This is a genomic window from Burkholderia sp. EMB26 (assembly GCF_024730645.1).
Classification (GTDB): Bacteria; Pseudomonadota; Gammaproteobacteria; order Burkholderiales; family Burkholderiaceae; genus Burkholderia; species Burkholderia cenocepacia.
Window position 1 is genome coordinate 2,756,587 of sequence record NZ_CP078070.1, and the last position, 13,099, is coordinate 2,769,685.

Genomic DNA, 13,099 nt, shown 5'->3' on the forward strand with positions numbered 1-13,099 from the left:
CGGCTCAGAAGCTGATCGTCGCGGTAATCGTGTCGCTGTAGTTGCCGGGCGCCGGCGTCGCTTGCGCGGGCACGCGGCCGTACACGGTGATTGCCTGCGCGAACCCGCTGCCGGTGCCGGTCGCCATCGACGTGCCGGCGGTGCCGTCGCCCCATGGCTGCGTGAAGCCGCTGTCCTGATAGAGCTGATAGCTGACCGACCCGCCACCCGCGCGCTGCATCGTGCGAGCGGCGACGTTGCCGCTGCCGCCGCCGTTCAACGCGATCCGGAATGCGTCGCCGTTCGTGCAGCGCGCGCTGATCGAGCCGCTCGCGGTCAGCGCCGACGCCAGCACGCCTGCCGCCGGAAACGCCACGCCGGTCGCGCTGATGATGCAGTTGTTGATGACGGTGGCGGTCGTGGTAACCGTCATCGTGCCAGCCGTCGACTGCGACGCACACGGCGTCGGCAGCACGCCGAGCAGCGAAAAACTGTAGCTGTACGCGGCCTGGTTGCCGCTGAAACTCTGCGTGTAGACGGTGCTGCCGTTGTTCACGGTCGGCACGGTCGGCTGGTTCGGCGCGATGCGACCATAGATGGTCACGTTCGCACTCGCGGACGTGCCGAGCACCGGTTTCGTCAACGTCACCGATATCGGCGTCGTGCCGCTGCTCACGGCGCCCCAGGCTTGCGAGTAGCCCGCGTCCTGATACAGGTCGTACTGCATCTGGTTCGTCCCGTTGCTCAGGTAGCGCGGACTGGTGCCGCCGAGGTTCACGCACACGAGCACGCCGGTGTTCAGGCTCAGCGTGTCCCACGTGCAGTTCACGGTCATCGTCGCGGTCGTCGTATAGGCCTGTTGCGTGATCGGACTGACCGAGCCGAAGCTCGGCACCGGCGGCGTCACCGTGCACGTATCCGCACGCGCCGACATCCACGGCATGCCGAGTACCGCTGCCAGCAGCAGGTACGCGAGCGCGCGCATCCAGCGGCGCGCCAGGTCGAAGCGGTCATCCGCCATGCGCCTCCCCGAAAAAAACCGTCCGCCCGATCGGGTTCGCGGATCGGGCCGCGCCATCATCGTATCGGTCTGCGCATCGATCGTTCGCACTGTTACTTGATCCATGTCAAATAGGCCGATGGAATCCGTCCGCTCCCCGGACAATGCACGCCAGGTCGGCGTTTTCTCCATTGCGCGCGACCGAACCCGTGGAGTAGTCTTCCACCAACGACAGAGCGGTAACGGCGACCGGCGACAGACCACGCGGCAGGCACTCCGCGGCCGGGCGACCCCTTGAACGGCAGGAGACAATCATAATGACAGATTCCCGACGTCGTGTTTTTTCAGCCATGCTCGCAGCCACGTTCGCATTCGCGCCGGTGCTGCAGCCCGTCACCGTTGCCGCAGTCTATTCGAACGGCACGGCCACCGCGCAATTCAACGTCACGCTCACGATCCAGGCGAACTGCACGATCGCCGCGAACCCGCTTGCATTCGGCACGACCGGCGTACTCGCATCGACGGTCAACCGGCAGACGACGGTCTCCGTCACCTGCACGAACTCGACACCCTACAACGTCGGGCTCGACGCCGGAGCGGTAACCGGCTCGACCGTCGCCAGCCGGCTGATGGGCGGTACCACGGCCGGCAATACCGGCACGACGGTCGGCTACCAGCTCTACCAGGACTCGGGCCACTCGACGATCTGGGGCAACACGCAAGGCACCGACACGGTCGGCGGCACCGGCACCGGTTCCGCGCAGGTGCTGAACGTGTACGGCCAGGTGCCCGCGCAGGCGACGCCGAAGCCCGACACCTACGAGGCCTCGGTCACCGCCACCGTCTATTTCTGACGGGCCGTGCGATTGTTCCCGCGCGCCTTTGCCGCGCTGTGCGTCGGGTGGGCGGCGGCCGTCTCGCATGCCGCCACGCTGCAGATCACGCCCGTGACGATCGAACTGCCGCCATCGGCGGCCGCCGCGAGCATGACGCTCAGCAACCCGGGCGCCCGGCCGATCTACGGCCAGGTCCGCACCTATCGCTGGACGCAGGAAAACGGTACCGACGTGATGACGCCGACCGACGCGCTCGCCGCGTCGCCGCCGCTGCTGCAGATCGACGCGAACGCCGAGCAGTTGATCCGGCTCGTGCGCACGAGCCGCGGCTCGCCGGCCGCCGAGGAGAGCTATCGCGTGCTGATCGACGAACTGCCCGCGCCGGGCACGCCGGTCGACAACGGCGTGACGATCCGGCTGCGCTATTCCGTGCCCGTATTCATCGAGCCCGATGCCGCGCAAGCGTCCCCGCGCCTCGACTGGCGCGTCGAACCCGACGGGACCGGCATGCAGCTCACGGTCGACAATCGCGGCGGACGGCGGGCGCAGATTTCCGCGGTCCGGTTGGTCGATGCGCGAGGCGGCGTCCACGAGATCACGCGCGGGCTGCTCGGCTATGCGCTCGCGAGCAGTACGCGACGCTGGCCGCTCAAGCTCGACGCCGGCACGCGCTTCGTCAAGATCCAGGCGACCGTCAACGCGCAGCCGGTCGAAGCCCGGTTGACGCCGCCCTGAGCCCCCCGAGCAGGATCGCACGACGTTGCCCGTGCCGCCGCCGAGCAAGACCCTCCGGACCGACTGCCCCGTGCGACACGCCGGGCCGGCCCGGCCCACCGCCGCGCCGCTCGCGCTGGCGTTGATACTGGCGCTGCGCGCACTCGCCGCATGCGCGCAGCCGGTACCGCCCACCGCCGTGTCCGACGCCGCGGCGCAAGCCGACGGGTTGTATCTCGACGTGTCGCTCAATGGCGAACCGACGCACCGGATCGCCCGGTTCCGGCAGATCGACGGGCGGCTGTACGCGGCCTCCGCCGACCTGAACGATCTGGGCATCGCGACCGGCGGCCCCGCGAACGCACCGTCGAACACGCTCGTCGCACTCGATACGCTCGCGGGGCTGCACTACGCTTACGACGCCGGCCGGCAAACGCTCGACCTGCGCGTGCCCGACGCACTGCGCATTCCGCACACGTTCGATACGCGCGCGCTCGCCGCCGCGCCGCCGGCCACGTCCGGCCGCGGCTTCGTGCTGAATTACGATGCCTACGCGCAAACCATCGCGCGCGCACCGCTCGCGGTCTGGAGCGAGGCGCGCTATTTCGATCCGGCCGGCGTACTCAGCAGCACCGGCATCGCGTACCTGTACGACGACCGTCGGCGCTACGTGCGCTACGACACGTCATGGACCCGTTCGAATCCCCGCACGCTCACGACGACCCAGATCGGCGACACGATTTCGTCGTCGCTGTCCTGGACGCGCTCGCTGCGCCTGGGCGGCGTGCAGTGGCGCAGCAATTTCGGCCTGCGCCCCGACCTCGTCACGTTTCCGGTGCCCGCGCTGTCCGGCAGCGCGGTCGTGCCGACGTCGGTCGACCTGTACGTGAACAGCGTGCGCCAGTTCAGCGGCGACGTGCCGAGCGGGCCGTTCGTGATCAACAGCGTGCCGGGCATCACCGGCGCGGGCAACGCGACGGTCGTCACGCGCGACGCGCTCGGCCGCTCGATCGCGACGTCGATTCCGCTGTACGTCGATACGCGCCTGCTGGCCCCCGGCCTCGTCAGCCATTCGCTCGAAGCCGGTTTCCTGCGCCGCGCGTACGGCACCGATTCGTTCGACTACGCGCGCACGCCGGCGGCGAGCGGCTCGCTGCGCTACGGGATCAGCGAGCGGCTGACCGTCGAAGCGCACGGGGAAGCGACGGCCGGCGTCTACAACGCCGGCGCCGGCGTGCTCGTGCGCCTCGGCGAACGCGGCGTGGCGAACGCGTCGCTGGCGCTCAGCGCGCCGGGCAGGACCGGCGTGCAGGCGGGCGTCGGCTACCAGTACGTGACGTCGCGCTTCTCGATCGACGCACAGACGCTGCGCGCATTCGGCGACTACGTCGACCTGGGCAGCCGCGAAGGCGTGCCCGTCTCGCGCGCCACCGATCGCGTGACGGTATCGTTCCCGTTCCTGCGCGCGCAAACGCTGTCGTTCAGCTATCTGGCCCTCAAGTATCCGGGCATCGCCGCGTCGCGGATCGGCTCGATCGCTTATCTCGTCAATCTCGGCGGGCTGACCTCGATCGCGTTCAGCGGCTTCCAGGACTTCCGGCAACGCGACGCGCGCGGCTTCTTCGCGAGCCTGAGCATCGGGCTCGGCGGCAACACGTCCGTCTCCGCGAACGCCGGGCGGCAGAACGGCGAATCGACCTACGCGCTCAATGCATCGCGGCCGCCCGACTACGGCGGCGGCTTCGGCTGGAACGTGCAGGCCGGCACCAACGCGGGCACGCGCTACGGGCAGGGCCAGTTGCAGTATCTCGGCCGCGCCGGCCAGGTCACGCTGCTCGCGCAATCGTTCGACGGGCGCAGCAACGCGGCGGTCGACGTCACGGGCGCGTTCGTGCTGATGGACGGCCGGGTGATGACGGCGCGCCGCGTCGACGACGGCTTCGCGCTCGTCTCGACCGACACGGGGCGCGTGCCCGTGCTGCACCAGAACCGGCTGATCGGCGCGACGGACCGGGCCGGCTACCTGCTGGTGCCCGACCTGAATGCGTACCAGAACAATCGCGTCGCGATCGACGGCAGCGCGCTGCCGGCCGACGCGCGGATCGCCGACACGACGCTCGACGTCGTGCCGCAGGCCCGCTCCGGCGTGCTCGCGCACTTCGCCATCACACGCTACAGCGCCGCGTCGATCGCACTGCGCGCGCCGGACGGCACGCCGCTTCCGCCGGGGCTCGAGGTCCGCCACGTCGAAAGCGGCCAGCGCACGATCGTCGGCTACGACGGCCTGACCTTCGTCGACGGCCTCGTCGCGAACAACCACCTGCAGATCTCCGGCGGCGGCCGCGACTGCACCGTCGAATTCGCGTACCGGCGGCCGGACGACGGCACGCTGCCGCGCATCGGCCCGCTGACCTGCGGCCCGCGGTAGCGCGCGCCGGCCGCCCGCGTCGCGAATGTTAGAATCGCAAGATTCCCTCGGCGGCGCCCAGCCGCCCAACTCCCCTTCGAAGAATCGCCATGACGTCCCAACTGCACAAAAAGGGCGAGGCCTGGTCGGCCCGCTTCTCGGAACCGATGTCGGAGCTGGTCAAGCGCTACACGTCGTCGGTGTTTTTCGACAAGCGCCTCGCGCTCGTCGACATCGCCGGCTCGCTCGCGCACGCGAACATGCTCGCCGCGCAGAAGATCATCAGCGCCGACGACCTGGCCGCGATCGAACGCGGGATGGCGCAGATCAAGGGCGAGATCGAGCGTGGCGAATTCGAATGGCAGCTCGACCTGGAAGACGTCCACCTGAACATCGAGGCGCGCCTGACCGCGCTGATCGGCGATGCCGGCAAGCGCCTGCACACGGGCCGCTCGCGCAACGACCAGGTCGCGACCGACATCCGCCTGTGGCTGCGCGGCGAAATCGACCGCATCGGCGGCCTGCTGAACGACCTGCGCGGCGCGCTGATCGATCTCGCGGAACAGAACGCCGACACGATCATGCCGGGCTTCACGCACCTGCAGGTCGCGCAGCCCGTCACGTTCGGCCACCACCTGCTCGCGTACGTCGAGATGTTCACGCGCGACGCGGAACGCATGCGCGACTGCCGCACCCGCGTGAACCGCCTGCCGCTCGGCGCGGCCGCGCTCGCGGGCACGAGCTACCCGATCGACCGTCACGCGGTCGCGAAAACGCTCGGCTTCGACGGCATCTGCGCGAACTCGCTCGACGCAGTGTCCGATCGCGACTTCGCGATCGAATTCACGGCCGCGTCCGCGCTCGTGATGACGCACGTGTCGCGCTTCTCCGAGGAACTCGTGCTGTGGATGAGCCCGCGCGTCGGCTTCATCGACATCGCCGACCGCTTCTGCACCGGCAGCTCGATCATGCCGCAGAAGAAGAACCCGGACGTGCCCGAGCTCGCACGCGGCAAGACCGGCCGCGTGAACGGCCACCTGATGGCGCTCCTCACGCTGATGAAGGGCCAGCCGCTCGCGTACAACAAAGACAACCAGGAAGACAAGGAACCGCTGTTCGATACGGTCGACACCGTCGCCGACACGCTGCGGATCTTCGCCGAGATGGTCGCCGGCATCACCGTGAAGCCGGACGCGATGCGCGCGGCCGCGCTGCAGGGCTTCTCGACCGCCACCGACCTCGCCGACTACCTCGTGAAGCGCGGCCTGCCGTTCCGCGACGCGCACGAAGCGGTCGCGCACGCGGTGAAGATCTGCGACGACCGCGGCATCGACCTCGCCGACCTGACGCTCGACGAAATGAAGCAGGAACTGCCGAACGTCGCGCACCTGATCGGCGACGACGTGTTCGGCTACCTGACGCTCGAGGGTTCGGTCGCGAGCCGCAACCATCCGGGCGGCACCGCGCCCGACCAGGTGCGTGCGGCCGTCAAGGCGGCCCGCGCCGCGCTCGGCAAGTAACGGCTTGCGATTCCGGACGGACGCCTTCGGCGTCCGTTTTTCATTCGGGCAGCCAGCGCGCCGCCCGTCGCCTTCCCCGCTTCACGGACGCCCCCGATGACCTTTTCCGCCGCGCTCTTCGACATGGACGGCCTGCTCGTCGATTCCGAGCGGACCATCATGAACACGTGGATCGACGTGTCGAATGCGCACGGCGTCGTGCTGACCGAGATCGATTACCTGCAGATCGTCGGCCGTTCGTTCGCCGAAGGCCAGGTGATCCTGGCACGGCTGATCGGCGACCCCGCTACGTTCGACGCGGTGCGCATCCGCGTGCGCGAACAGCTCGCGGCGCCCGAGCCGCATCCGAAGTTTCCGCTGAAACCCGGCGCATTCGCGCTGCTCGACGCGCTCGCGCAGGCCGGCATTCCGTGCGCGGTCGCGTCGTCGTCCGCGGGCGACGTGATCCGCGCGCGGCTCGGCGCGGTCGGCGTGCTGCCGTTCTTCCGCGCGATCGCGGGCGGCGACGAAGTCGCGCGCGGCAAGCCCGACCCGGCCGTCTACCGGCTCGCGGCCGAGCGCCTCGGCGTGCCGGCCCACGCGTGCGTCGCGTTCGAGGACAGCGACTTCGGCGCGCAGTCGGCCGCAGGCGCAGGCGCGGCGGTCGTCACCGTGCCCGATCTGAAGGCGCCGACGCCCGAGATCGTCGCGCTGAGCCTGCACGTGCTTGCGTCGCTCGACGACGCGATCGCGCTCGTGCCGTCGTGGTTCGGGTTGCAAGGCACGTCGCAGCCCGCGTAGGCAGCCCACCGCGCCATGCAAAACGGGCACCCGAGGGTGCCCGTTCCGTCGTGTCGCCCACTCGAAAGCGGCGCGCCGTTACCGGTTGCCGGCCGTCTCCGACAGCCGCTTCATCGTCGCGATGCGCGCGCCGATCAGGTCGACGCGGCCATCCTCGCCGACGAGCGGCGCCGTCGCATCGCGGAACGCCACCCACGCGCGCTGCGCGCGCACGAGCGTCCCGGCCGAATGCGCGGGCATCTTGCGGCGCAGCTTCTGGTAATAGCGGTTCAGGTCGAACAGCGCATGCTCGCACGCGGCATCCTGCACGCACGGTCGCACGCGGCGCACCGCCGGCTCGCGCGGCGCGTTCGCCGGCTTCGTACCGGCCGGCGCGGCCGCCGCAGCCGCACCGCCCTGCGCACCGCTCGTCGCCGCAACCGGCACGGCGGCGGGCGGCGGCGCATAGCGATCGGCCGCCCCGCGCAACGCCAGCGCGCGATCGCGCACCGGCTGCAGCTGCAGGTCGGCGCTCGACATCGCATACGCGGTGCCGCGCGTCGTGTCGTACACGGCCTTCAGCAGCAGCACTTCGTCCTTGCGCCACGTGAGCCAGCGGCGCTGGCTGTCCTGCCAGCCGCGCTTCGCGTCGGCCGGCGCGTCCTTCAACAGGCGCTGGTACGCGCCGTCCATCACTGTCTGCCACTGCTGCTGCGCTTCGCCCATGCACTGGATCTGGCCGGCCGGCGACGACCGGTCGCGCCGCGCGAGACACTGCCGCATCGCGACGTCGATCGGGTCGGCCGCCGCGACTTCCGCATGGGCGACGCCCGCGCCCGCGAGCCCCGCCAATCCTGCCGTCCAGACGACGAGCGCGGCCAGCGCCGCGCGCATCGCCCGGAGTCGTCCGTGCGTCGCCATCAGTCGCGCACGCAGTCGACGAAGTACTCGACGCGGCCGTTCACCTCTTCCGCGACGAGGCCGTGGATGTCGGTGTGGAAGCCCGGGAAGCGCTCGTTGAAGTCGCGCGCGAACCGCAGGTAGTTCACGATCGTCTTGTTGAAGCGCTCGCCCGGAATCAGCAGCGGAATACCCGGCGGGTACGGCGTGAGCAGGATGCTCGTCACGCGGCCTTCGAGCTCGTCGAGCGGCACGCGGTCGATCTTGCGGTGCGCGAGCTTCGCGAACGCGTCCGACGGCTTCATCGCCGGCTCCATGTCCGACAGGTACATCTCCGTCGTCAGGCGGGCGATGTCGTTCGCGCGGTACACGTCGTGGATCTGCGTGCACAGGTCGCGCAGGCCGACACGCTCGTAGCGCGGATGCTGCGCGACGAATTCCGGCAGCACGCGCCACAGCGGCTGGTTGTTGTCGTAGTCGTCCTTGAACTGCTGCAGCTCGGTCACCATCGAGTTCCAGCGGCCCTTCGTGATGCCGATCGTGAACATGATGAAGAACGAGTACAGGCCGGTCTTCTCGACGATGATCCCGTGCTCGGCCAGGTACTTCGTGACGATCGCGGCCGGAATGCCGGTCTCGCCGAACTCGCCGTCGACGTCGAGCCCCGGCGTGATGATCGTCGCCTTGATCGGGTCGAGCATGTTGAAGCCTTCCGCGAGCGGGCCGAAGCCGTGCCAGTGGTCGTTCGGCTTCAGCATCCAGTCCTCGCGCGAACCGATGCCTTCCTCGGACAGGTTGTCCGGGCCCCACACGCTGAAGAACCAGTCGTCGCCGTATTCGGCGTCGACCTTGCGCATCGCGCGACGGAAGTCGATCGCCTCGGCGATCGATTCCTCGACGAGCGCGGTGCCGCCCGGCGGCTCCATCATCGCGGCCGCGACGTCGCACGACGCGATGATCGCGTACTGCGGGCTCGTCGACGTGTGCATCAGGTACGCCTCGTTGAAGCGGTGCTTGTCGAACGTGCGGTTCTCCGAATCCTGCACGACGATCTGCGACGCCTGCGAGATGCCCGCGAGCAGCTTGTGCGTCGAGTGCGTCGCGAACACGAGCGCGCCCGTGCGCGGCCGGCCGTCGCCGATCGCGTGCATGTCGCGGTAGAAATCGTGGAACGTCGCGTGCGGCAGCCACGCTTCGTCGAAGTGCAGCGTGTCGAGCAGGTCGCCGAGCAGGTCCTTGATCATCTCGACGTTGTAGACCACGCCGTCGTACGTGCTTTGCGTGATCGTCAGGATGCGCGGCTTCATGTCCGGGTTCTCGCGCAGCGCCTCGCGCGCGAACGGGTTCGCCTCGATCTTCTTGCGGATGTTCTCCGGCTTGAATTCGTCGCGCGGGATCGGCCCGATGATGCCGAAATGGTTGCGCGTCGGCGTGAGGAACACGGGGATCGCGCCCGTCATCGTGATCGCGTGCAGGATCGACTTGTGGCAGTTGCGGTCGACCAGCACGATGTCGCCGGGCGCGACCGTCGCGTGCCAGACGATCTTGTTCGACGTCGACGTGCCGTTGGTCACGAAGAACAGGTGGTCGGCGCTGAAGATGCGCGCCGCATTGCGTTCGGACGCCGCGACCGGGCCGGTGTGGTCGAGCAGCTGGCCGAGTTCGTCCACCGCGTTGCACACGTCCGCGCGCAGCATGTTCTCGCCGAAGAACTGGTGGAACATCTGGCCGAGCGGGTTCTTCAGGAACGCGACGCCGCCCGAGTGGCCCGGGCAGTGCCACGAGTACGAGCCTTCGTCCGCGTACTTGACGAGCTCCTTGAAGAACGGCGGCGCGAGCGAATCGAGATAGACCTTCGCTTCACGGATGATGTGGCGCGCGACGAATTCCGGCGTGTCCTCGAACATGTGGATGAAGCCGTGCAGTTCGCGCAGGATGTCGTTCGGCAGATGGCGCGACGTGCGCGTCTCGCCGTACAGGAAGATCGGGATGTCCGCGTTGCGGCGGCGCACTTCGGTGACGAACGCGCGCAGCTCGATGATCGCGGTCGCGAGCTCGGGCAGCTCGCCGTCCGGGCCGGTTTCGCCGAGCATGAGTTCGTCGTCGTCGATCGACAGGATGAAGCACGACGCGCGGCTCGATTGCTGCGCGAACGACGTCAGATCGCCGTAGCTCGTGAGGCCGAGGACTTCGACGCCCTCCTTCTCGATCGCTTCGGCCAACGCCCGGATGCCGGAGCCCGAGATGTTCTCGGAGCGGAAATCTTCGTCGATGATGACGACGGGGAAACGAAACTTCATGGGCGATTCTCCAAAAAGAACGACCGCGGCGCGTCACGCGCAGCGGTCACCCGGAAACTGGTGAGACGTTATGCAACCAGATCAGGTTTTCGGCAGCGTGACACCGCGCTGCCCCTGATACTTGCCGCCGCGATCGGCGTACGACACGTCGCACACCTCGTCGCTTTCGAAGAAGAGCACCTGCGCGACGCCTTCGTTCGCGTAGATCTTCGCGGGCAACGGCGTGGTGTTCGAGAATTCCAGCGTGACGTAGCCTTCCCACTCGGGTTCGAACGGCGTCACGTTGACGATGATCCCGCAGCGCGCGTAGGTCGACTTGCCGAGGCAGACGGTGAGCACGGTGCGCGGGATGCGGAAATATTCGACGGTGCGGGCCAGCGCGAACGAGTTCGGCGGGATGATGCACACGTCGCCCTTGAAATCGACAAACGAACCCTCGTCGAAGTTCTTCGGATCGACGATCGTCGAGTTGATGTTGGTGAAGATCTTGAATTCGTCCGCGCAGCGGATGTCGTAGCCGTAGCTCGACGTGCCGTAGCTGACGATCCGGCGGCCGTCCTCGGACGCGCGGACCTGATCGGGCACGAACGGCTCGATCATCTTGTGCTCTTCGGCCATGCGCCGAATCCATTTGTCGGACTTGATGCTCATGCCAGCCTCCGCAGGGCCGTCCCGAGGAGGCTGGCCGTCCCCTCGGGGGACAGCGAACGAAGTGAGCGTTGGGGTCGTTTCATATCAGGGCGCCTGGAAACGCTGCGTGACGGTCAGGGAGGGCCGCTCGCGCAAGGCGGCGGCCGGGAAAGGCGGACATTTTACGCGATCATCGGCTCGCGCACGCGGCGGCCGTCAACGGATCACGCCGCAGGCCAGCGCGGGCCCCGCGCCATGCTGCGCAAACGCCGGGTCGCTCGCGTCGCGATGCACCAGCGCCGCACGGTTCATCGCCGAGCGCACGCCATCGAGGGCCAGATCGGGTGCGACGATGAAGCCGGCCGCGACGCCGTTCGCATCCGCATGGATGTTGCCGAGATCGCCGGCAACGCGCGCGCCGGCGCGCAGCCGGTCGGCGGCCGGCGCGAACACCTGGCCGGCGCTCGAGCCGTCGCCCGCATTGCAGTCGCCGCGTTCGTGCACCTGCAGCGCGTGATCGCTGTTCGGCGGCAGGCCGACCAGGTTGTAGGTGACCTGCACGCCGTCCGGGCGCTCGACGAACGTCACCGCACCGCGCGCCTGCGAGCCGACCGTCGGCTGCAGCTGGGCGTCGGCCCGTTTTTCGTGCGACGAGGAAAAGGAGGTACAGCCGGCCAGCAGGCCCAGCGCGGCGGCGGCCAGCAGCGCGCGCTGCGCGCGGCCGGCGCGCACGCCGTGATGTCGTTGTTTCATTCGATCCTCATGCCGGCTGACGGCCGTTTGACACGGCGGCCGCGCCGGGCGGGTAAAGGGACCCGGGAAAAGTCGCCATGATACCGCGCCTCGCGGCGCCGTAAACAGCGTGAGGCCCCGCCCCGCAAGGGTTTTACGTATTTTGAACAACGATCGACGGGAACTTCGACGTCATGTCGCGCGATCGCTCGGCAATCGCCAGCGCCACCCCGCGCGCGATGTCGCGGTAACGACGCGCGAGCGCGCCGTCCGGCTCGGCCGCGACCGTCGGCGTGCCGCTGTCGGCGCGCTCGCGGATCGCGATGTCGAGCGGGAGGCTGCCGAGCACGTCCACGCCGTAATCCTGCGCCATCCGCTCCGCCCCGCCCGCGCCGAAGATGTGCTCTTCGTGGCCGCAGTTCGAGCAGATGTGGATGCTCATGTTCTCGACGATGCCGAGGATCGGAATCCCGACCTTCTCGAACATCTTCAGCCCCTTCTTCGCGTCCAGCAGCGCGATGTCCTGCGGCGTCGTGACGATCACCGCGCCGGTGACGGGCACGCGCTGCGCGAGCGTGAGCTGGATGTCGCCCGTGCCGGGCGGCATGTCGACGATCAGGTAGTCGAGCTCGCGCCAGTTGGTCTGGCGCAGCAGCTGCTCGAGGGCCGACGTCGCCATCGGGCCGCGCCACACCATCGGGTTGTCTTCCTCGATCAGGAAGCCGATCGAGTTCGCCTGCAGCCCGTGGCCCACCAGCGGGTTCATCGACTGGTTGTCGGGCGACTCGGGGCGCTGGCCGTGGATGCCCAGCATCGTCGGCAGCGACGGGCCGTAGATGTCGGCGTCGAGAATGCCGACCGACGCGCCTTCCGCGGCCAGCGCCAGCGCGAGGTTCACGGCCGTCGTGCTCTTGCCGACGCCGCCCTTGCCCGACGCGACCGCGACGATGTTCTTCACATTCGGCAACAGCTTCACGCCGCGCTGCACCGTATGCGCGACGATCTCCTGCGACACGGCGACGCGCGCGTCGCGCACGCCCGGCACGGCCTGGAGCGCCGCGGCGACGCGTGCACGCACGTCGTCGTGCTGGCTGCGCGCCGGATAACCGAGCACCACGTCGAGCGCCACGACATCGCCGTCGATCGCGACGTTGCGCACGCCCTTGTTCGCCGCGTACGGGCGGCCGGTATTGGGGTCGACGACTGCCGCCAGCGCGGCGTCGACTTGTGCCCGGTCAATGCTCATCGAAACTCCGTGAAAACGTTTTTCTCGCGCGCAAACGTCAAAAAATATCAAATTACGCTGCGAAAATCGGGAAAAG

11 protein-coding genes are annotated in these 13,099 nt (G+C 68.7%); 5 read left to right on the top strand and 6 right to left on the bottom strand.

The window, feature by feature from the left end:
- Positions 1-4 precede the first annotated feature (4 nt).
- A complete protein-coding gene (locus tag KU887_RS12990; protein WP_012492815.1) occupies positions 5-1,000 on the bottom strand; it encodes a spore coat protein U domain-containing protein in 996 nt (331 codons plus the stop codon).
- Between the two features lie 296 nt (positions 1,001-1,296).
- Between KU887_RS12990 and KU887_RS12995 the strand changes: the two genes are divergently transcribed.
- The 5 genes from KU887_RS12995 to KU887_RS13015 all read left to right on the top strand — a co-directional run bounded on the left by KU887_RS12995 (position 1,297) and on the right by KU887_RS13015 (position 7,236).
- A complete protein-coding gene (locus tag KU887_RS12995) occupies positions 1,297-1,833 on the top strand; it encodes a spore coat U domain-containing protein (RefSeq protein ID WP_006484009.1) in 537 nt (178 codons plus the stop codon).
- 6 nt (positions 1,834-1,839) lie between these two features.
- Positions 1,840-2,550, top strand: a complete 711-nt coding sequence (locus KU887_RS13000; RefSeq protein WP_058901704.1) for a molecular chaperone — start codon at positions 1,840-1,842, stop codon at positions 2,548-2,550.
- Positions 2,551-2,620: 70 nt separating this feature from the next.
- On the top strand, positions 2,621-4,957 hold the full coding sequence (locus KU887_RS13005; protein ID WP_258250200.1) for a fimbria/pilus outer membrane usher protein: 2,337 nt from the start codon (positions 2,621-2,623) through the stop codon (positions 4,955-4,957).
- Between the two features lie 89 nt (positions 4,958-5,046).
- Complete coding sequence (gene argH / locus KU887_RS13010) at positions 5,047-6,456, top strand: argininosuccinate lyase (RefSeq protein ID WP_006484010.1); 1,410 nt, start codon at positions 5,047-5,049, stop codon at positions 6,454-6,456.
- Positions 6,457-6,552: 96 nt separating this feature from the next.
- A complete protein-coding gene (locus KU887_RS13015; protein WP_006497173.1) occupies positions 6,553-7,236 on the top strand; it encodes an HAD family phosphatase in 684 nt (227 codons plus the stop codon).
- Positions 7,237-7,314: 78 nt separating this feature from the next.
- On the opposite strand, the gene KU887_RS13020 is transcribed toward KU887_RS13015, so the two are convergent.
- The 5 genes from KU887_RS13020 to apbC all read right to left on the bottom strand — a co-directional run bounded on the left by KU887_RS13020 (position 7,315) and on the right by apbC (position 13,023).
- Complete coding sequence (locus tag KU887_RS13020) at positions 7,315-8,136, bottom strand: lysozyme inhibitor LprI family protein (RefSeq protein WP_012492816.1); 822 nt, start codon at positions 8,134-8,136, stop codon at positions 7,315-7,317.
- Positions 8,136-10,415 carry an arginine/lysine/ornithine decarboxylase gene (locus tag KU887_RS13025; protein ID WP_006497175.1) on the bottom strand — a complete coding sequence of 760 codons (2,280 nt, stop codon included), beginning with the start codon at positions 10,413-10,415 and terminating at the stop codon, positions 8,136-8,138. Before KU887_RS13025 ends, KU887_RS13020 begins: the two co-directional genes overlap by 1 nt.
- Positions 10,416-10,496: 81 nt before the next feature.
- A complete protein-coding gene (gene dcd, locus KU887_RS13030) occupies positions 10,497-11,066 on the bottom strand; it encodes a dCTP deaminase (RefSeq protein ID WP_006398615.1) in 570 nt (189 codons plus the stop codon).
- Between the two features lie 195 nt (positions 11,067-11,261).
- On the bottom strand, positions 11,262-11,798 hold the full coding sequence (gene sodC / locus KU887_RS13035; protein WP_006493653.1) for a superoxide dismutase [Cu-Zn]: 537 nt from the start codon (positions 11,796-11,798) through the stop codon (positions 11,262-11,264).
- A 133-nt stretch (positions 11,799-11,931) separates the two neighbouring features.
- A complete protein-coding gene (gene apbC / locus KU887_RS13040; protein ID WP_058901705.1) occupies positions 11,932-13,023 on the bottom strand; it encodes an iron-sulfur cluster carrier protein ApbC in 1,092 nt (363 codons plus the stop codon).
- Positions 13,024-13,099: the final 76 nt, after the last annotated feature.

Excerpts from the sequence above, each read along its gene's own strand:
- KU887_RS12990 (WP_012492815.1), bottom strand. The coding sequence starts at position 1,000 with ATGGCGGATGACCGCTTCGACCTGGCGCGCCGCTGGATGCGCGCGCTC.
- KU887_RS12995 (WP_006484009.1), top strand. The coding sequence starts at position 1,297 with ATGACAGATTCCCGACGTCGTGTTTTTTCAGCCATGCTCGCAGCCACG.
- argH (WP_006484010.1), top strand. The coding sequence starts at position 5,047 with ATGACGTCCCAACTGCACAAAAAGGGCGAGGCCTGGTCGGCCCGCTTC.
- KU887_RS13015 (WP_006497173.1), top strand. The coding sequence starts at position 6,553 with ATGACCTTTTCCGCCGCGCTCTTCGACATGGACGGCCTGCTCGTCGAT.
- KU887_RS13020 (WP_012492816.1), bottom strand. The coding sequence starts at position 8,136 with ATGGCGACGCACGGACGACTCCGGGCGATGCGCGCGGCGCTGGCCGCG.
- KU887_RS13025 (WP_006497175.1), bottom strand. The coding sequence starts at position 10,415 with ATGAAGTTTCGTTTCCCCGTCGTCATCATCGACGAAGATTTCCGCTCC.
- dcd (WP_006398615.1), bottom strand. The coding sequence starts at position 11,066 with ATGAGCATCAAGTCCGACAAATGGATTCGGCGCATGGCCGAAGAGCAC.
- sodC (WP_006493653.1), bottom strand. The coding sequence starts at position 11,798 with ATGAAACAACGACATCACGGCGTGCGCGCCGGCCGCGCGCAGCGCGCG.
- apbC (WP_058901705.1), bottom strand. The coding sequence starts at position 13,023 with ATGAGCATTGACCGGGCACAAGTCGACGCCGCGCTGGCGGCAGTCGTC.